Raw genomic sequence first — 20090 nt, 5'->3', positions numbered from 1 at the left:
GTGGAACACATGATGATGGATATTCAGGCGGTCAGGGAATACCTGCCGCACCGTTACCCTTTTTTGCTGATTGACCGTGTTCTTGATGTGGAGCCCGGCAAGCGCATTGAGGCGATCAAGAACGTGAGCATCAACGAGCCCTTCTTTAATGGTCATTTTCCCCATGAACCGATCATGCCGGGTGTACTGATCATTGAGGCCATGGCACAGGCTGCTGGGATCCTCGGTTTTGTTACCGAGAACAAGAAACCTGGCGACGGTTTTATCTATTTGCTGGTTGGCACTGACCGCGCACGCTTCAAGCGTCGGGTTGTACCGGGTGACACGCTGCATCTTAGTGCCGAGTTCATCATGGCCAAACGCAATATCCTCAAGTTCGCCTGTGAGGCCAAGGTTGATGGCAAGATCGTCGCCAGTGCCGAGATGCTGGTGGCAGAACAGAAGGTCTGAGCCGGGGAGGCATAAGCCAGCGATTTTTGGCGTATACTCCCTGTATTTACAGAACATTAAAGCGAAAATTTCATGATACATCCGACCGCCCTTATAGATCCGGCCGCGGAGCTTGCAGAGGATGTGCAGGTAGGCCCTTACACGGTTATCGGACCTGATGTGAAAATTGGCTCAGGTACCGTTGTCGCCTCCCATGTGGTCATCAAGGGGCCGACCACCATTGGTAAGAATAACCATATCTTCCAGTTCGCGTCTGTTGGCGAGGATTGTCAGGATAAGAAATACAAGGGTGAGCCGACACGCTTGGAAATTGGTGATGATAACGTTATCCGTGAATCGGTAACGATCCACCGCGGTACCATCCAGGACAATTCTCTGACCCGCATCGGTAGCCGCAATCTGTTGATGGCCTATGTGCATATAGCCCATGACTGCATCGTTGGTGATGACTGTATTTTTGCCAACAACGCTTCAGTTGCTGGTCATGCGCAAGTTGGTAATGGTGTGATTCTCGGCGGTATGACTGGGGTTCATCAGTTCTGCAAGATAGGCGCTTACTCCATGACCTCCGGCTGCTCCTTCGTGCTGAAGGATATACCCGCCTATATCATGGTATCAGGTAACCCTGCCCAGGCGCGGAGCATGAACTTTGAAGGCATGAAGCGCCGAGGATGGTCTAAAGAGACCATCGCGTCCCTGCGAACTGCCTATAAGCTTATCTACCGCCAGGGGCTGACTCTGGAGCAGGCAGTGATCGAGCTTGAGGCAATGGACGCGTCGGATGAATTGCAGGCCCTTATTGACTCTCTCAAGGCATCCGAACGCGGCATCACCCGCTGAGATGGCAGCCAGCAAGGACGCTCCGCTTGTTGCCCTGATCGCCGGAGAAGCCTCCGGCGATATTCTTGGTGCAGGATTGATGCAGGCTTTGCAGGTTCGCTATCCGGGTGCCCGTTTTATCGGTGTAGGCGGCGAGGAAATGTCGGCTGCCGGTCTATCCAGCCTGTTTCCCATGGAAAAGCTCTCGGTGATGGGAATCACCGAAGTTCTGGCTCACCTGCCGGAACTGTTGCGCCTGCGCAAACAACTGGTGAGCTTCCTGCTTGAAGAGCGCCCGGATGTGGTCATCGGCATTGATTCCCCGGACTTCACTCTCCCTATCGCACGGCGTCTCCACGCACAGGGTCTGAAAACCGTCCATTACGTGAGCCCTTCGGTGTGGGCATGGCGGCAGGGCCGGATCAAGGGCATCAAACGCAGCATCGATCTGATGCTCTGCTTGTTGCCGTTCGAAGCGCGCTTTTATGAGCAACATCAGGTGCCTGTGTCCTTTGTGGGCCACCCTCTGGCGGATCGTGTGCCACTGGAAACGGATACTCCGGCGGCGCGTGTCGAGCTTGGTCTGCCGGAAAGCGCCGACATTTTGGCAGTCCTGCCTGGTAGTCGTGGCGGGGAAGTGGGGCAGCTGATGCCTGCTTTCCTGGATGCCATGGTGGCCCTGCATGCTCAGCGGCCGGATCTGCATTTTGTGATTCCCGCAGCCAATGGCGCCCGCCGTGAACAGATTCAGGCACTGCTGGATACAGCAACGGATTTACCGGTCACCCTGGTGGATGGGCAAAGCCGTACCGTGATGGCAGCGGCGGATGTGATTCTGATGGCCTCCGGTACCGCTACCCTTGAGGGCTTGCTGGTGGGTAAACCTATGGTAGTGGGCTATCGGGTGGGTGCTATTACCTATGCCATCGCCAGTCGACTGGTGAAAAGCGAATTCGTGTCGCTGCCCAATCTGCTCTGTCGCGAACAAATGGTCCCCGAGCTGATCCAGGACGGCCTGACCACCGATGCCATTGTGCAGTCCGTGAGTCACTGGTTCGATTACCCGGATCAGGCTGATGCCCTCAAGTCCCGCTTCCGGGCGGTGCATGAACAGCTGCGTGGCGGTGCCAGTGAAAAGGCGGCGGATGCGGTCAACCAACTGCTGGAAGGTAGCTGATGGATCCGTTTTCCGAATACGCCTTGGCCGAGCCTTTCATTCCTTCCGTGTTTCGTTGGCAGCCGGGTATGCGGGTGGTCGGTGTGGATGAAGTCGGCCGCGGCCCCTTGGTGGGTGCGGTGGTAACCGCCGCGGTTGTGCTGGATCCTGCGCACCCGATACCCGGTCTGGCCGACTCAAAGAAAATCAGTGAAAAGAAAAGGTTGCAGCTTGAAGTTGAGATCAAGTCTCATGCTCTGGCCTGGTCGCTGGGGCGCGCTGAACCGGAAGAAATCGATGAGCTGAACATCTTCCACGCGACCTTGCTGGCCATGCAGCGTGCGGTACAGGCTTTGCCCCTTGACGTGCACGGCGTGCTGGTGGACGGTAACCGCGTCCCCGAGCTTGTCTGTCCGGCAGAGGCGGTGGTGAAGGGTGACGGTCGGGTACCGGCGATTTCTGCGGCCTCCATTCTGGCCAAGGTGGCTCGCGACCGTGAAATGCAGCAGCTTCACCAGCAACACCCCCAGTATGGTTTCGACCGCCACAAGGGTTACCCGACCAAGGTGCATCTGGCCGCGCTGGAACAACATGGTGCTCTGGCCCAACATCGCCGCTCCTTTGCGCCGGTGGCCAGAATTCTCGGTGCCCATGCCTGAGCTGGCACTGACCGGGACGGCTTGCCGAAACACGATACGAACACAGCAACACTGAGGAACACCCCATTGAGTGACCCCCGTTTTGTCCACCTGCGCCTGCACACCGATTATTCCCTGGTGGACGGGGTGGTGCGGGTCAAGGAACTGATCAAGACCTGTGCCAGCCAGGCCATCCCGGCGGTGGCCGTGACGGACGATTCCAACCTGTTCGCCATGATCAAGTTCTACTCCGCAGCCATGAATGCTGGAGTGAAGCCGTTGATGGGGGCGGATCTGTGGGTGGAAAGCGCCCATATCGAAGAGCCTGCAAAGTTGTCTTTCCTGGTACAGAACGAACAGGGCTACCAGAATCTGACGCTGCTGATCAGTCGCGCCTGGCAGACCAACCAGGACCGGGGCAGGGCCCTGGTCAAGCCAGAATGGCTGGAAGAGCTCCATGAGGGGTTAATCGTGCTGTCCGCGGCAAGCCAGGGCGAAGTGGGGCAGCTGTTGCTGGCCGAGAAAAACGACCTGGCACGGCAGCAGGCTCGCTGGCTGCAGTCTGTTTATGGTGATCGGGTGTATCTGGAAGTTCAGCGCACCTCCCGGCCGGGGGATGAGGATTGCCTGCACGCCACCGTGGCGCTGGCGACAGAACTGGCGATGCCAGTGGTGGCGACCAATGACGTACGTTTCATTCGCCGGGGGGATTTCGAGGCCCATGAGGCCCGCGTCTGCATCCACGATGGCAACACCCTGGAGGATCCCCGCCGGCCCAAGAAGTATTCCGAAGAGCAGTATCTGAAATCGGAAGATGAGATGGCGGCGCTGTTTTCCGATCTGCCGGAAGCGCTGGAAAACACCGTCGAAATCGCCCGCCGCTGTACTCTGGATATTCGCCTGGGCGAGAATTTTCTGCCGGACTTCCCGATTCCGGATGGCATGACCATCGAGCAATATTTCGAAAAGCTGTCCCGGGATGGGCTGGAAGATCGCCTTGAGGTATTGCTGGACAGAAATGACCCGGAGTACCCCAGCAAGCGTAAAGACTATGACGACCGGCTCAAGTTCGAGCTGGATATCATCAACCAGATGGGCTTTCCCGGTTACTTCCTGATTGTTGCCGACTTCATTCAATGGGGTAAGGACAACGAGGTGCCGGTAGGGCCGGGGCGGGGGTCCGGTGCTGGCTCGCTGGTGGCCTATGCCCTCAAGATTACCGATCTGGATCCCATTGGCTACGACCTGCTGTTCGAGCGTTTCCTTAACCCGGAACGGGTATCCATGCCTGACTTCGATGTGGATTTCTGCATGGAGAAGCGTGACCGGGTAATCAACTACGTGGCCGACAAGTACGGCCGTGATGCGGTGAGCCAGATCATCACCTTCGGCACCATGGCCGCCAAGGCGGTGGTGCGCGATGTGGCGCGGGTCCAGGGCAAGCCCTATGGCCTGGCAGACCGGCTCTCCAAGATGATTCCGCCCACCCCGGGGATGACCCTGGAGAAGGCGTTTGAGCAGGAAGAAACCCTGCGCGAGTTCCTGGAAAGCGACGAGAACTCCGACAAGGATTCCGCCAACGAAATCTGGGAAATGGCGCTGAAACTGGAAGGCCTGACCCGAAACGTGGGCAAGCACGCCGGGGGTGTGGTGATTGCACCGGGCAAGCTGACGGATTTCGCGCCGCTCTATTGCGAGGAAGACGGCACCAATCTGGTGACCCAGTACGACAAGGACGATGTGGAATCCGCCGGGCTGGTGAAGTTCGACTTTCTCGGCCTGAAGACCCTGACCATCATTGACTGGGCGGTGAAGGCAGCCAACGTCAAGCGTCAGCGGGAAGGGCTGGATGATCTCGACATCGACCATATCCCGCTGAATGATTCGCCCAGTTTCGACCTGCTCAAGAAGGGGGATACCACCGCGGTATTCCAGCTGGAAAGTCAGGGCATGAAGGAGCTGATCAAGAAGCTCAAGCCCGATGTCTTTGAAGACATCATCGCCCTGGTGGCCCTGTACCGTCCGGGGCCGCTGGAATCAGGCATGGTAGACAACTTCGTTAACCGCAAACACGGTCGCGAGCCACTGGCCTACCCGGACCCGCAGTACCAGCACGAATGGCTGGAGCCGATTCTCAAGCCGTCCTACGGGGTCATCCTGTATCAGGAGCAGGTGATGCAGATCGCCCAGGAGCTGGCTGGCTACACCCTGGGGGGTGCGGACATGCTGCGTCGGGCCATGGGCAAGAAAAAGCCGGAAGAAATGGCCAAGCAACGGGTCATCTTTGAAGAGGGCGCCAAGGGCAAGGGCGTTGATCCGGACCTGGCCATGAAGATCTTCGACCTGGTGGAAAAATTCGCCGGTTACGGTTTCAACAAGTCTCACTCGGCTGCCTATGCGCTGGTGGCCTACCAGACTGCCTGGCTGAAGGCGCATTATCCGGCGGAATTCATGGCCGCCACCATCTCGGCGGATATGCAAAACACGGACAAGGTGGTGACCTTCATCGATGAGTGCAAGACCATGGGCTTGCAGGTGTTGCCACCGGATGTGAACTCCTGCGGTTACCGTTTTACGGTGAACCCGGAAGGCGACATCGTTTACGGTCTGGGCGCCATCAAGGGGCTGGGCGAGGGGCCCATCGAGGCTATCGTGTCCGCCCGCGCCGACGGAGGTGGCTTCAAGGACCTGTTCGATTTTTGCCGTCGTATCGATCTGAAGAAAATCAACCGTCGCTCCCTGGAAGCCATGGTGCGAGCCGGGGTGCTGGACAACCTGGGGCCGCCTTCCTCTGATAAACGATCCAGCTTCCATGACCGCGCCACGATCCTGGCTACCTTGCCGGATGCCATCGCCGCCGCCGACCAAGATGCCCGTAATGAGGCTGCCGGCATCATGGATATGTTTGGTGCCGTGGACGAGAGTCCGGCCACGGCAGTGGAATGGAAACCGGCCCGGTCCTGGAATGACGACACCCGCCTTAACGGCGAGCGTGACACCCTGGGGCTGTTCCTCACCGGCCATCCCATTGATCAGTATGAGAACGAAGTGCGCCAGTTTGTCTCCGCCCGGCTCAACTCGCTGCTACCCACGGGTAAAGGTGAAGCGGCAACGGTGGCCGGCCTTGTGGTGGCCTTGCGTATCACCCGCAGCAAGCGCAGCGGCGAGCGTATGGCATTCGTGACCCTGGATGACAAGACCGGGCGGGTAGAAGTCTCCGTGTTCGGCAAGACCTTTGCCGAGTACGGAGACCTTGTGCAAAAGGATGCGTTGCTGATCTTCAAAGGCGGTGTCCGCAACGACGATTACACCGGCGGGTTCAACCTGATTGCCGATGAAATCATGGATATGCGCCAGGCCCGGGAAACTTTCGCCCGCCGCCTGCGCGTGGCCGTGCCGGTATCCGAAGAACTGCCCCGACGCCTGCAACAGACGCTGGCCCCATACCAGGGGGGAAGTACCCCGGTGCTGCTGGATCTGGACCACCCCATCGCTGCCGCCAGTTTCTGGATGGGCGAGGCCTGGAAAATCAGCCCCCACGAGTCCCTGGTAGAGGAGCTGCGGGTGCAGTTCGGCGAAGATGCGGTGCGGATGGAGTATTGATAGCGGCTTCTAGCTACGAGCCCTCTAACTACGAGCTAAAAGCTGGTGGCTGATTTCCTTGAAACAGTTTGCAACCTAGCCGTGCGCTTCGCGTCTCGACCTTGTCATCCGGTTACGGCTACACTTGTGCAGGCCAATTCCGGCGGGATCAGGGATGACGATTTCGCCATCCATGCGCCAGACAGGGCGATTTTTCCCGGCGTTGCCAGCAAAACACCATAAACAGGCTCAGAGATATGAACCCGAACTTCCTCGAATTTGAACAACCCATCGCAGATCTGGAAGCGAAGATCGAGGAATTACGATTGGTAGGCAGTGGTAGTGAGGTCAACATTTCCGAGGAAGTGGCCAAGCTGCAGGAAAAGAGCATTTCGCTTACCGAGAACATTTTCAGCAACCTCAGTGCCTGGCAGATCTCGCAACTGGCCCGTCACCCCAAACGGCCTTACATGCTGGATTACATCAAGCGGATTTTCGCTGATTTTGATGAACTGCACGGGGATCGGGCCTTTGCCGACGACCCGGCCATCGTTGGTGGCATTACCCGCCTGAACGATCAGCCGGTGATGGTGATCGGTCATCAGAAAGGCCGCGAAGTGAAGGAGAAGGTGCGTCGTAATTTCGGTATGCCCAAGCCGGAAGGCTATCGCAAAGCCTTGCGCCTGATGGAAATGGCCGAGCGCTTCCGGATGCCGATTCTCACCTTTATCGATACTCCCGGGGCATTTCCGGGAATTGATGCGGAAGAGCGTGGCCAGTCCGAGGCCATTGCCCGCAACCTGCGTGTCATGTCTCAGCTGAAAGTACCGATCATCGCCACCGTGGTAGGTGAGGGCGGCTCTGGCGGGGCGCTGGCCATCGGTGTCTGTGATCATCTGCAGATGCTGGAATTCTCCACCTATTCGGTGATCTCCCCGGAAGGTTGTGCCTCTATTCTCTGGCGCAGCGCCGACAAGGCCCCGGAAGCGGCGGCGGCCATGGGCCTCACCGCTGGCCGACTCCACGAACTGGGCATCGTCGACCAGGTGATCAAGGAGCCACTGGGTGGCGCTCACCGTGATTATGAACAGGCGGCGGATGCCATCCGCAAGGCGCTGGTCAAGCAACTCGATGAGCTCAAGGCTCTTGAGGTTGAGGCACTGGTGGAGCGTCGCTACGACCGGCTGATGAGCTACGGCAACGTGGTCAGCGCTACCGCCGACGAATAACCGCTTGCCGGCCGTCCTCTAGCCGCCAGTCACGATGCTGTGGGAAGCTAGGCTTGCATGGCGAAGGCGGCAGCGCCTTTTTGCTCAAACCCGGTCCCGGCAAGCGTGATAATCTGATTCCCCATGGCAAACCCACCCCTGATTTCTGATCTGGCACAGCAGGCCCCACCGGGGCCGTTGTTGCTTGCCTTCAGTGGCGGCCTGGATTCCACCGTATTACTGCACCTGCTGGTGGAAGCCGGCCTTGGTCCTCGCCTGCGGGTGGTCCATATCAATCATCAACTACAGCCTGACAGCGGCGACTGGGCGGAACATTGCCAGCAGATCGTCGCCGGTCTGGAATTGCCCTGTGAGGTAATCGCGGTGCAGGTGGAGGCGGGCAAGGGGATTGAAGCTGGCGCCCGCCAGGCGCGCTACCATGCCCTGTTTGCTGATGCCCACCGGGATGGCGCCACCGTCATTACCGCCCACCACCGCGATGATCAGGCCGAGACCCTGCTGCTGCGCTTGCTGCGTGGTGCGGGCGTGCAAGGGCTTGCCGCCATGCGTGGCCTGGATCATCGCCAGGAAATAGCCGTATGGCGACCCCTGTTGGACCAGCCCAGATCTGTGTTGGAGCGCCATGCCCATGAGCAGGGCCTGCAGTGGCAGGATGATCCCAGCAACCAGGATCAATCCCTGCGCCGTAACTATTTGCGCCACAGCATTTTACCGGCCCTGCGCCAGCGCTGGCGTGGGGCCGACGAAATCCTGGCCCGCACTGCCCAGCACATGGGGGATGCCCGTGAGTTGCTGGACGAAAGGGCGCAGCAGGATGCCGACGCCTGTGGGGTCAGTTCCCAACGGTTTCCACTACCCGGGCTGGCAGCATTAGGCCCGCCCCGGCAACGTAACCTGTTGCGCTGGTGGCTTCATCGTCGCGGTGCCAGTGCGCCCAGCGCGGCCGTGCTGGCTGAGTTACTGGCGCTGCAGGATGCCGCTCAGGACAGTCAGGCCAGGGTGGAGTGGGGGAACTGGGCTGTGCGCTTGTTTCAGGGGGCGCTGTACTTGCTTCCCCGTCACGCTTTGGCGCCCTGGCAGGGCGAGTTGCTCTGGTCGGCGGACTCGCCCCCGCCCACGCTGCCATTCTGGCGATTGGCGACTATGGCCGAGGAGGGCGGGGTAAGCCTGATGCGTCCTCCTGGTGATCTCACTCTGCGTCCCTTCACCGGCGGCGCCCGTCTGTTGCGTAATGGCATGCACCAGCGCATCAAGGAACTGTGGCGAGCGGCCGGCGTGCCCCCCTGGCAGCGTCATCAGTGGCCACTGTTATACCGGGGCGAGACGCTGGTATCGGTGCCGCTGGTGGGGCTGGCGGATGGCGAAGAGGCTGCGAGTTGTGAGGAATGGTTTTTGTTGCCGCACTCTTCCTAGTCACGTGAAGGGATGCTGTTACTGTCGGTGGACCCTGTGGAAAGATAGGAGGCAGTAGGAACGAGAGCATCGTAAGCCTGTATCCTCCACTTGAATACCGATAGAGCCGAATTTTGGCCAATATCCTACGGGTTTGATCTACGCTGACTGATATAGACGGGGATTTTGGCTCTGTACCCTGAGGTCTTGGACCTGCAAGGAGGCAGCCATGACCTCTGCCTTCTTGCTCTGAACTTCCGCCTGACTACCGAAGAGCCCTCATGCAAGACGTGCAACAATTACTGCAACAGACATTCAATCTCCAGACCTTCCGGCCCGGCCAGCAGGCTGTCATCGACGCGCTACTGGCTGGCCGCTCGGCGCTGGCGGTGTTTCCGACTGGCGGCGGCAAGAGCCTGTGTTATCAGTTGCCGGCATTGATGCTGGATGGGTTGACGCTGGTGGTGTCGCCGTTGATTGCACTGATGAAGGATCAGGTGGACCAGCTTAATCGTTTGAATATTCCGGCGGCACGACTGGATTCCAGTGTGGATGCCGGAGAATTGCAGGCCATCTATCAAGGGCTCGACGATGGCAGCATCAAGCTGCTTTATGTAGCGCCGGAGCGTCTCGCCAATGAGCGTTTCCTGGCCCGGTTGAAACGCCTATCTATCAGTATGATGGCAGTGGATGAGGCGCACTGTGTCTCCGAGTGGGGGCATAACTTTCGCCCCGACTATCTGAAACTGGCGCAGCTAGCCCGTGAACTCAAGGTGGGCCGGGTGCTGGCGCTGACCGCCACGGCCACCCCGCAGGTGGCAGAGCAGATTTGCGATAGTTTCCACATCGCCGGGGCGGATCATATCCAGACCGGGTTTTTTCGCCCCAATCTGGCCCTGGCGGTGCGTCCTTGCCGCACCGACGAGCGTGATCAGTACCTGCTGGATCAGCTCACCAGCCGGTCTGCCGAGCCCGCCATCGTCTATGTCACCTTGCAGAAGACCGCCGAGACAGTGGCGGCCTTTTTGCAGGCACAGGGATTGAAGGCCCAGGCCTACCACGCCGGGCTCAAAGACGAGCCCCGCCATGAGGTGCAGGAGGCGTTCATGGCGGGGGAGACCGACATCGTGGTGGCCACCATCGCCTTCGGCATGGGGATCGACAAGGCGGACATTCGCGCGATCTACCACTACAACCTGCCCAAATCCCTGGAAAACTATATGCAGGAAATTGGCCGGGCCGGTCGCGACGGGCAACCCTCCCACTGCCACCTGCTGGCCAACCCGGATGATCTGACGGTGCTGGAGAATTTCACCTATGGCGATACCCCGGACAGTGAGTCGCTGGCCGCGCTGATTCACTGGCTGTTGGCACAGCCGGCGCAATTTGACCTTGCCGTTCATGAGTTATCCGGGCAGTTCGATGTGCGACCTCTGGTCATCAATACCTTGCTCACCTACCTGGAACTGGAAGGGGTGATCCGCGCCACGGCGCCGTTCTATACCGAATACAAGGTGGCTTTCCAGGGATCGAGGGAAGAGATTCTTGCCGGCTTCAACCCGGAGCGAGCTGCTTTTCTGGAGCGTCTGTTTGCCACTGGCAAGCAGGGTCGAATCTGGCTGACCCTGCGGCCCATCGACGCCGCCCAGACACTGGGCGATGATCGCTTGCGGATCCTCAATGCCCTGAACTATCTGGAACAGCAGCAGATGATCGAGCTACGGGTGGCCGGCGTGCGTCAGGGGTATCGAATGCTCAACCCGCCAGCGGAAAGCGAGCCCTTGATCGTGCGGATGCAGGAGCAGTTTGCCCTGCGTGAGCAGCGTGATATTCAGCGCCTGCAGCAGGTGTGTGACTGGGCGGGAAGCGCCGACTGTCACCAGCAGGCATTGGTTGGCTATTTCGGCGAGACTCTCGCGCAGCCCTGTGGTCAGTGCAGCGCCTGCCTCGGCGAACAGCCGCAGTTGCCGTCCCGTCGCCACCGTGCACCGGACCCGGCAGTGATTCACGCCATGCGTGAGGAAAACCACCAGGCCCTGGCCACGCCCCGGCAGTTGGCCCGCTTTCTCTGCGGCATCACCAGCCCCAGAGCCAGCCGAGCCCGCCTGGCCCGGCACCCGTCGTTCGGGTCACAGATGGGCGCGCCATTTTCCGAGGTGCTGGCTGCCTGTGAGAGCCCCTGATGCCGGAAGCATAGGGGACGATTCGATCCACCCGCCGCTGTCTCGGAACACAGAGTAGCCCCACGAGGTGCGAGTCACGAAAGGCCAAGCCGGTTTTGCATTTCGAAACTCGCACCTCGCAACTCGCTGGGCCCGATAAGTTGCATCAGAAGTCGGAATAAGGCCCTAGGCGATCCGGGTATGCTTGTGCCGGGTATCGTGCAGCACCACTTTTTACGCTCCCGAGAGCGATTCCGATTGAGGCGAGGGGCGCCTTCTGTTAGCATTTCCTCCCGTCCTGATGTAGCGCAAGCCCCTGAATTTTCAGGTGTTCAACCATCACTTGCGTAGCTGGCCAACCCGATTCAGAAAGCCCCTTGCCCGTGTCATGCGTGCAGGGTGTTTTTTTATTGGTGCCGGTTACACTGGTGAGAGTGCTACCAACCCACTAGCAATCTGGTGAGTGCATGTCACGTTTCATCTTTGTCACCGGCGGTGTGGTGTCGTCTCTGGGTAAGGGGATTACTTCAGCATCCCTGGCCACTTTGTTGGAAGCCCGCGGCCTCAACGTCACCCTGATCAAAATGGATCCGTATATTAATGTGGATCCCGGCACCATGAGCCCTTACCAGCACGGTGAGGTGTTCGTGACGGAAGACGGCGCCGAAACCGACCTGGATCTGGGTCACTACGAGCGTTTTATTCGCACTCGCCTGAGCCGTCGCAACAGCTTCACCACCGGCCGTGTCTATCAGGACGTGCTGGACAAGGAGCGTCGCGGTGAATACCTGGGTGCCACCGTGCAGGTGATCCCCCATATTACCGATGAGATCAAGCTGAAGATCCGCGAAGGGGCAGGGGATGCGGACGTGGCCATCGTGGAAATCGGTGGTACCGCCGGTGACATCGAGTCCCTGCCGTTCCTGGAAGCGGCGCGGCAGATGCGTGTGGAGCTGGGCTCCAGCCAGTCTCTGCTGGTGCACCTGACCCTGGTGCCGTATATCGCCACTGCCGGCGAGATCAAGACCAAGCCGACCCAGCACTCCGTGAAGGAGCTGCGCTCCATCGGCCTGCAGCCGGATATTCTGGTGTGCCGGGCAGATGACCCTATCCCGCAGAGTGCCCGCGACAAGATTGCCCTGTTTACCAATGTGGAAGCGCGGGCGGTCATTTCCTCCCCGGATTGCAAAACCATCTATCAGGTCCCCCGTGGCATGCACGAGCAGGGGCTGGATGACATCGTGGTGGAAAAGTTTGGTCTGGATCTGCCGGAGCCGGATCTGGGCGAATGGGATCGTGTGGTAGAAGCCCAACTGAACCCGGAAAGCGAAGTCACCGTGGGCATGGTGGGCAAGTACATCGAGCTGGTCGATGCCTACAAGTCACTCAATGAAGCCTTGATCCACGCTGGCATCAGCAACCGGGCCAAGGTAAATATCCTTTACCTGGATGCGGAAGATATTGAACGCGAAGGCACCGGTGTGCTGGAAAACCTGGATGCCATCCTGGTTCCCGGTGGCTTTGGCGACCGCGGTACGGAAGGCAAGATCGCGGCCATTCGCTATGCCCGCGAAAACAAGGTGCCGTATCTGGGCATCTGCCTGGGTATGCAGCTGGCGGTGATCGAATACGCCCGTCACGTGGCCGGTATCGAAAACGCCCATTCTTCCGAACTGCGTCCGGATACACCGGATCCGGTGGTGGGGCTGATTACCGAGTGGACCACGGAAGACGGTCGCAAGGAACAGCGCTCCAAGGAATCCGATCTGGGTGGCACCATGCGTTTGGGTGGCCAGGAATGTATTCTGGAGGCGGGCAGCCGTGCCGCCGAGTGCTATGGTGGTACCAGTATTGTTGAACGTCACCGTCATCGTTACGAGGTGAACAATAATTACCTGCCGCAACTGGAAGCCGCCGGCCTGAAGATTGTTGGTCGTTCAACCGATGGCGAGTTGGTGGAAGTGATCGAAGTGGCAGACCACCCCTGGTTTGTGGCTTGCCAATTCCACCCGGAGTTTACGTCCACGCCTCGTGATGGGCATGGTCTGTTCAGGGGCTATGTGGCCGCGGCCCTGGCGGAACAGAAAGCACACTAAGGACGCGTTATGCAGAAGACCATCAAGCTAGGCGAGCTGGAGTTTGCCAACGACAAGCCCATGGCTCTTTTCGGCGGCATGAATGTGCTGGAATCCCGTGATTTGGCCATGCAGGTGGCGGAAGCCTATGCGGAAGTGACCAGCAAGCTGGGCATTCCCTGGGTGTTCAAGGCCAGCTTCGACAAGGCCAACCGTTCCTCGCTGAGCTCCTACCGGGGGCCGGGGATGGAAGAGGGCCTGAAGATCTTTGAAGAGATCAAGCAGACCTTCAATTGTCCGGTGATCACCGATGTGCATGAGCCCTATCAGGCGGCACCGGTGGCCGAAGTGGCGGATATCATTCAGCTGCCGGCCTTCCTGGCTCGGCAGACCGATCTGGTGGTGGCCATGGCAAAGACCGGGGCCATCATCAACATCAAGAAGCCCCAGTTCCTGGCTCCCCACGAAATGAGCCATATCCTGCACAAGTGCGAGGATGCCGGTAACGACCAGCTTATCCTCTGCGAGCGCGGGTCCAGCTTCGGGTACAACAACCTGGTGGTGGACATGCTCGGCTTCGGCATCATGAAACAATTCAACTACCCGGTGTTTTTCGACGTGACCCATGCCCTGCAGAAACCAGGGGGTCGTGCGGACAGCGCCGATGGTCGTCGTGCTCAGGTGGCTGAACTCGGTCTTGCCGGCATCAGCCAAGGCATCGCCGGGTTGTTCCTGGAAGCCCACCCGGACCCGGACAATGCCAAATGCGATGGCCCCTGCGCCCTGCGTCTGGACCGCCTGGAGCCATTCCTTGCCCGAATGCAAACCCTGGATAATACCGTCAAGGCACTGCCTGCCTTTGAAAACAACTGATTGAAGAGAGATTGACTGTCATGTCCAAGATCGTTGACATCAAAGCCCGCGAAATTCTCGACTCCCGTGGCAATCCCACCATCGAAGCCGATGTGATTCTGGAATCCGGCGCCTCCGGCAGTGCCTGTGCCCCCAGTGGCGCCTCTACCGGTTCCCGCGAAGCCCTGGAGCTGCGTGATGGCGACAAGGCCCGTTACCTGGGCAAGGGCGTTACCAAGGCCGTTGGCAATGTGAACTCCGCCATCCGGGAACTGCTGGTAGGAATGGAGGCCGGCGACCAGAAGGCCCTGGACAAGGCCATGATCGATGCCGATGGCACCGAGAACAAAGCCAAGTTCGGCGCCAACGCCATTCTCGCCGTGTCCCTGGCTGCAGCCAAAGCCGCGGCAGTGGATCAGGGCAAGCCCCTGTATGAGTACATTTCCGACCTGCAGGACGATGACAACGAATACTCCCTGCCGGTACCGATGATGAACATCATCAACGGTGGTGAGCATGCGGATAACAACGTGGACATCCAGGAGTTCATGATTCAGCCGGTGGGCGCTCCCACCGTGGCTGAAGCAATCCGTTACGGCGCCGAGATCTTCCACGCCCTGAAAGGCGTGCTGAAAAAGCGTGGTCTGAACACCGCAGTGGGTGACGAAGGCGGTTTCGCCCCGGACCTGCCCAGCAACGAGGCGGCGCTGGAAGCGATCATGGAAGCCATCGAGATTGCCGGGTACAAGGCTGGTGATGACGTGACCCTGGCCCTGGACTGCGCCGCCAGCGAATTCTACAAGGACGGCAAATACGTGCTGGCCGGTGAAGGGCGCAGCATGGATTCTGAAGAGTTCGCCAGCTACCTGGCCGAGCTGTGCGACCGTTACCCGATCATCTCCATTGAAGATGGCATGGATGAATCCGACTGGGATGGCTGGAAAATCCTCACCGAGAAGCTGGGTAAAAAGATTCAGCTGGTAGGCGACGATCTGTTCGTGACCAACACCAAAATCCTCAAGCGTGGCATTGATGAGGGGGTGGCCAACTCCATTCTGATCAAGTTCAACCAGATCGGTTCCCTCAGCGAAACCCTGGATGCCATCAAGATGGCCAAGGATGCCGGTTACACTGCAGTCATTTCTCACCGTAGCGGTGAAACTGCCGACAGCACCATTGCCGACCTGGCTGTGGCTACCGCTGCCGGGCAGATCAAGACCGGCTCCCTGTGTCGCTCCGACCGGGTGGCCAAGTACAACCGCCTGATCCGCATCGAGCAGGAACTGGGGCGCGCTGCCTACCATGGTCGCAAAGAGTTCAAGTTCCTCGGTTAAATGATGCCGGATACCAGAACCAGCAAGGCAGGGAAGGAATCTGGCAAGCGGGAGGCCATGCAGCTGTCTCCCGCCAGGCAGATTGTGATTGCCCTGTTGGCTCTGGTATTTGTCGGCCTGCAGGCCCGTCTGTGGTTTGGTGAGGGCAGTCTGAGGCATGTGGCGACGCTGGAAAAAGAGGTAGCCACACTCAAGCAGAGCAATGCCAAACTGAACGAACGCAACCGGCTGATGGCCGCCGACGTGAAGGATCTCAAGCAGGGCACCGAAGCGGTGGAAGAGATTGCTCGCAAGGATCTGGGCATGATCCGTGACGGTGAAAGTTTTTTCCTGATTCTCGAACAACCCCGGGGCGGTGAGTGAATCCTGTCATTAACGGCCCTCTCTATGCGGTGGTACCGGCTGCCGGTATCGGTGAGCGCATGGGGGCGGGTTTTCCCAAGCAGTACCTGTCACTGGCCGGCAAGACCCTGGCCGAAAATACCCTCAATCGTTTGTTATCGTTTGCCCCCATCGACCGGGTGTTGGTCGCCGTATCCGCGCAGGATCCCTGGTGGCCGACGCTGGGTGTCTCCACGCATTCGCGTATTGCCACCGTCAGCGGCGGAGCCACCCGGGCCGAATCCGTGCGCAATGGCGTTGCCAGGGCGCTGGAGCTGGGTGGAGAAAACGCCTGGGTGCTGGTTCATGATATGGCCCGGCCTCTGGTGCGGCTGTCAGATATTCAGAACCTGCTCGACCAGACCGACAGTCAGGGCGCCATATTGGCGTTGCCGGTGGTGGATACCATCAAGCAGGCCGATGAGGGCAACCATATTGCCGCCACTCTGGATCGCGATTGCATCTGGCGGGCGCTGACGCCGCAGTTGTTCCCTGCTCGTGCGTTGCACGATGCCCTGCAGGGTGATCTGGCCGGTATTACCGATGAAGCGTCTGCCATGGAAAAAGTGGGGCGCCGTCCGGCGCTGGTGGCGGGTCATAGCGACAATATCAAGGTTACCGTCCCGGAAGATCTGGCACTGGCCCGTTTCTATCTGGCCTGCCAGTTGGGCGACGAGGAGAGCATGTTGTGAGTATTCGTATCGGCCAGGGTTTTGATGTGCACGCGTTCACGGAAGGGGATCATGTGATGCTGGGCGGTGTGGCAATTCCTCACAGCCACGGACTCAAGGCCCACTCGGATGGTGATGTGGCCCTGCATGCCCTGTCTGATGCCTTGCTGGGTGCCCTGGCCCTGGGGGATATCGGTCACTATTTTCCGGACACCGATCCGCAGTGGCAGGGCGCGGATTCCGGCACCTTGTTGGCGGCGATCTACCGGGACGTGACAGCGGCCGGCTGGCAATTGGGCAATGCAGATATCACCGTCATCTGCCAGGCCCCCAAACTGGCTCCCCATATCAGAGCCATGCGCCAGCGCATTGCCGATCTGCTCAATTGTGAGGTGGGGCAGGTTTCCGTCAAGGCGACGACCACGGAAAAACTCGGTTTCACCGGCCGCAAGGAAGGTATTGCGGTGCAGGCCGTGGTACTGGTGGAGTCTCGATGAGTCTTCCCTGCGCCCATGGCGGGCCGGCATCCACGGGTGTGCTGAAAGCCTCTCCGGCAGATTTTCAGGTATTCGAGCACATGCATGTACGCCCGGAAGGCGAGGGCGAACACCTGTGGCTGGAGATCGAGAAGACCGGCTGGAATACCGAGGATGTGGCGCTATTGCTGGCCAAACAGGCGGGTGTTCATCGCCTGGCTGTGGGCTACAGCGGGCTCAAGGACAAGCACGCCATTACCCGTCAGTGGTTCAGTCTGCATCTGCCCGGCAAGGCAGATCCGGAGTTTGATTGGCCGCCGGGGTTAAGGATGATTCAAGGGCTTCGCCACCGCCGCAAGCTGAACCGTGGTACTCATCGCGCCAACGGTTTTGTGCTTCGTGTTACCGATTTCCAGGGGGATCGCCAGCAGCTGGAGCAGCAACTGGCCACCATTGAGCGCCAGGGGGTGCCCAACTATTTTGGTGAGCAGCGCTTTGGTCGCGGTGCCGGCAACCTGGTGCGGGGAACCGAGTGGTTGTGTGGTGGCGAAGCGCCGCGCAAGAAAGCGCTGCGCGGTCTGTGGCTGTCAGCGGTACGCAGCAACTTGTTCAACCAGGTCCTTGCCGAGCGTGTTAACCGGCAATGCTGGGACCGGGTACTGGCCGGTGATCTACTACAGCCGCAAGGTAGCCGCGGCCTGTTCCCTGCGGACGACGACACAGAGGCCGGCGAAAGAGTGATTGCCGGTGAGGTTCATCCCACCGCCCCTTTGCCGGGGGTGCCGGGCATGGCATCATCTGGCCCTTGCCGGGAACTGGAACAGCAGATACTCGCACCGTATGCCACCGTTATCGATGGCCTGTGCCGCATCGGCGTTGAGGAGGCCCGCCGGGCAACTCGGTTGCCGGTACGGGAATTGCAATGGTCCTGGCAAGCAGAAAGGGAAGGGGAAGTGTGCCTGGAGTTGGCGTTTACGCTGCCCACAGGTGCTTTTGCCACGACAGTCATGGCGGAAATTATAAAACCTGAGTCCGAGACTTCAGGGTAACCCTGAGTGATCCGCCGAGAGGCACATCCAGAGGCAAAAGAAGTACAGATGGATATCCAACTTAGCGGCATCGGCATGACCTCTGCACGGACCCGGGATCGTCTGGTGCAACGGCTGCGTGATGCCGGCATCAGTGACGAGCGTGTGCTTGATGCCATCCGCAATACCCCGCGTCACCTGTTTATCGAAGAAGCCCTGGCCCACCAGGCCTACGACGATACGGCGCTGCCCATCGGCCACGGTCAGACCATTTCCCAGCCCTGGGTGGTGGCACGCATGACCGAATTGTTGATCGCCAACGGCAGACCCACCAAGGTGCTCGAGATCGGCACGGGCTGTGGCTATCAAACGGCGGTGCTGGCCCAGTTCTGTGACGCCCTCTATTCTGTGGAACGCATCCGCCCATTGCAGGACCAGGCGCGCAACCGTTTGATGAAGCTGGGCCTGGCTCGGGTACAGCTCAAGCACGCGGATGGTGGCTTCGGTTGGAAAAGCGAAGCCCCCTTTGATGCGATCCTGGCCGCCTGTGCCCGTGCGGACATTCCTGATGATCTGTTGTCACAACTGGCAGACGGAGGCCGTCTGGTGATGCCGGTGGGCGGTGATCGCCAACAGATCCTCACTGTGGTTGACCGTGATGGCGACCAGTTCCATGTGCAATCACTGGATGCGGTCCGCTTCGTGCCATTCCAGCGTGGGGTGATGCGGTAAGCAGCTACGAGCTACTAGCTGCGAGTGAAACAAACACTTTGCTCTTGAGGTTGCGCTTCGTTTGGGGCGGGCCCCACCCTGAAAACTAGAAGCTAGAAGCTAGAAGCTAGAAGCTAGAAGCTCTTTTCAAGGACTAACATGATCCGACCCGGTATTTTCTTTCGCGGCATGGCCATGGGCGCGGCCGATGTGGTGCCCGGTGTGTCCGGTGGCACCCTGGCGTTGATCACCGGTATTTATGAAGAGTTGATTGATACTCTTGGCGGGCTGACGCCGCGTTTGCTGAAGGTATGGCACCAGCAAGGCTTTGTGGCGTTCTGGCGTCAGGCCAATCTTACGTTTCTGGTGACCCTGCTGGCGGGCATCTTTACCAGTATTGCTGTGCTGGCGCGTTTGATTACCTGGCTGCTGGACACGCATCCAGTGCCGGTTTGGGCCTTCTTCAGTGGCCTGATTCTGGCCAGCATTTTTCTGGTCTTGAAACCACTGCAACAACGGGGGGCGGTTCAGATTGCTGCCTTTGTGGCCGGTACCGGTGTGGCTGTGGCTATCGGGCTGGCGCCGGCGCTGTCGGCGGTGGGCAGTGGCGCAACGGTGTTCTTCTTCAGCGGCATGCTCGCCATCTGCGCCATGATCCTGCCTGGCATTTCCGGCAGTTTTATCCTTCTTTTACTGGGAATGTACCAACCGGTGCTGGAGGCAGTGAAGCAAGGTGAGATACCGTTGTTACTGGCCTTTATGGCCGGCTGCGCTATCGGCTTGCTGAGTTTTGTGCATGTGCTCAAATGGACTCTGCACCGTTACCACGACACCGTCATGGCCTTGCTGGCGGGTTTCATGGCCGGGTCGTTGCTGAAGCTTTGGCCCTGGCGGGTATCGGGTGAACAAGGTCTGGCAGATCGTTGGTTGTCACCGGCGCAATATGCCAGTGAAACCGGCGACGGTTCGCAATTAGCATTGGCTCTGCTGGCCGGGCTGGTCGCGGCTACGCTGGTGTGGCTACTGTATCGGCTGGCGCCAGTGCATAATGTTGCGCAGGATTCGTAAATATTGAATTTCCGGTACCGTAATCCGGTGCCATTTCGAGGGAGTGGTTAATGGCGTGCCAACACC

The 20090-nt window shown here is 59.3% G+C and carries 17 protein-coding genes; all 17 read left to right on the top strand.

Annotation, left to right across the window (positions count from 1 at the left end; all coding sequences use genetic code 11):
* The first annotated feature begins 9 nt into the window (after positions 1 to 9).
* The 17 genes from fabZ to B3Q33_RS04235 all read left to right on the top strand — a co-directional run bounded on the left by fabZ (position 10) and on the right by B3Q33_RS04235 (position 20024).
* Positions 10 to 450, top strand: a complete 441-nt coding sequence (fabZ, locus tag B3Q33_RS04315; RefSeq protein ID WP_035244646.1) for a 3-hydroxyacyl-ACP dehydratase FabZ — start codon at positions 10 to 12, stop codon at positions 448 to 450.
* A 72-nt stretch (positions 451 to 522) separates the two neighbouring features.
* Positions 523 to 1290: an acyl-ACP--UDP-N-acetylglucosamine O-acyltransferase gene (gene lpxA / locus B3Q33_RS04310; protein ID WP_035244645.1), complete on the top strand. Its 768-nt coding sequence runs from the start codon at positions 523 to 525 to the stop codon at positions 1288 to 1290.
* Position 1291: 1 nt separating this feature from the next.
* Positions 1292 to 2446: a lipid-A-disaccharide synthase gene (gene lpxB, locus B3Q33_RS04305; RefSeq protein WP_273010289.1), complete on the top strand. Its 1155-nt coding sequence runs from the start codon at positions 1292 to 1294 to the stop codon at positions 2444 to 2446.
* Positions 2446 to 3084: a ribonuclease HII gene (gene rnhB / locus B3Q33_RS04300; RefSeq protein ID WP_052042432.1), complete on the top strand. Its 639-nt coding sequence runs from the start codon at positions 2446 to 2448 to the stop codon at positions 3082 to 3084. The genes lpxB and rnhB overlap by 1 nt, the downstream gene beginning before the upstream one ends.
* A gap of 66 nt (positions 3085 to 3150) precedes the next feature.
* Positions 3151 to 6666 carry a DNA polymerase III subunit alpha gene (gene dnaE, locus B3Q33_RS04295; protein WP_272962873.1) on the top strand — a complete coding sequence of 1172 codons (3516 nt, stop codon included), beginning with the start codon at positions 3151 to 3153 and terminating at the stop codon, positions 6664 to 6666.
* Positions 6667 to 6902: 236 nt separating this feature from the next.
* Positions 6903 to 7874 carry an acetyl-CoA carboxylase carboxyltransferase subunit alpha gene (locus B3Q33_RS04290; RefSeq protein ID WP_035244639.1) on the top strand — a complete coding sequence of 324 codons (972 nt, stop codon included), beginning with the start codon at positions 6903 to 6905 and terminating at the stop codon, positions 7872 to 7874.
* A gap of 123 nt (positions 7875 to 7997) precedes the next feature.
* The gene (gene tilS / locus B3Q33_RS04285; protein ID WP_272962874.1) at positions 7998 to 9287 is read left to right on the top strand and encodes a tRNA lysidine(34) synthetase TilS; all 1290 of its coding nucleotides are present in this window, start codon (positions 7998 to 8000) and stop codon (positions 9285 to 9287) included.
* Positions 9288 to 9547: 260 nt separating this feature from the next.
* Positions 9548 to 11449: a RecQ family ATP-dependent DNA helicase gene (locus B3Q33_RS04280; RefSeq protein WP_272962875.1), complete on the top strand. Its 1902-nt coding sequence runs from the start codon at positions 9548 to 9550 to the stop codon at positions 11447 to 11449.
* 446 nt (positions 11450 to 11895) lie between these two features.
* Positions 11896 to 13524, top strand: a complete 1629-nt coding sequence (locus B3Q33_RS04275; RefSeq protein ID WP_272962876.1) for a CTP synthase — start codon at positions 11896 to 11898, stop codon at positions 13522 to 13524.
* A 9-nt stretch (positions 13525 to 13533) separates the two neighbouring features.
* Positions 13534 to 14376 (top strand): 3-deoxy-8-phosphooctulonate synthase, encoded by an 843-nt coding sequence (gene kdsA, locus B3Q33_RS04270; protein WP_272962877.1) that lies wholly within the window; start codon positions 13534 to 13536, stop codon positions 14374 to 14376.
* Positions 14377 to 14396: 20 nt separating this feature from the next.
* The gene (gene eno, locus B3Q33_RS04265) at positions 14397 to 15689 is read left to right on the top strand and encodes a phosphopyruvate hydratase (RefSeq protein ID WP_272962878.1); all 1293 of its coding nucleotides are present in this window, start codon (positions 14397 to 14399) and stop codon (positions 15687 to 15689) included.
* Between the two features lie 3 nt (positions 15690 to 15692).
* Entirely contained in the window at positions 15693 to 16052 is a 360-nt protein-coding gene (locus tag B3Q33_RS04260) for an FtsB family cell division protein (RefSeq protein WP_337894568.1), read from the top strand.
* Positions 16049 to 16762: a 2-C-methyl-D-erythritol 4-phosphate cytidylyltransferase gene (ispD, locus tag B3Q33_RS04255; protein ID WP_272962879.1), complete on the top strand. Its 714-nt coding sequence runs from the start codon at positions 16049 to 16051 to the stop codon at positions 16760 to 16762. Before B3Q33_RS04260 ends, ispD begins: the two co-directional genes overlap by 4 nt.
* Positions 16763 to 16764: 2 nt before the next feature.
* On the top strand, positions 16765 to 17238 hold the full coding sequence (gene ispF / locus B3Q33_RS04250) for a 2-C-methyl-D-erythritol 2,4-cyclodiphosphate synthase (RefSeq protein ID WP_272962887.1): 474 nt from the start codon (positions 16765 to 16767) through the stop codon (positions 17236 to 17238).
* Entirely contained in the window at positions 17235 to 18266 is a 1032-nt protein-coding gene (gene truD / locus B3Q33_RS04245; RefSeq protein ID WP_272962880.1) for a tRNA pseudouridine(13) synthase TruD, read from the top strand. The genes ispF and truD overlap by 4 nt, the downstream gene beginning before the upstream one ends.
* A gap of 48 nt (positions 18267 to 18314) precedes the next feature.
* The gene (locus B3Q33_RS04240; protein WP_035244629.1) at positions 18315 to 18977 is read left to right on the top strand and encodes a protein-L-isoaspartate(D-aspartate) O-methyltransferase; all 663 of its coding nucleotides are present in this window, start codon (positions 18315 to 18317) and stop codon (positions 18975 to 18977) included.
* A 138-nt stretch (positions 18978 to 19115) separates the two neighbouring features.
* Complete coding sequence (locus B3Q33_RS04235) at positions 19116 to 20024, top strand: DUF368 domain-containing protein (protein WP_272962881.1); 909 nt, start codon at positions 19116 to 19118, stop codon at positions 20022 to 20024.
* Positions 20025 to 20090: the final 66 nt, after the last annotated feature.

The organism is Alcanivorax sp. UBA3183, from assembly GCF_002364155.1.
Lineage (GTDB): Bacteria > Pseudomonadota > Gammaproteobacteria > Pseudomonadales > Alcanivoracaceae > Alcanivorax > Alcanivorax jadensis.
This window is presented reverse-complemented; position numbering and strand designations above follow the sequence as displayed.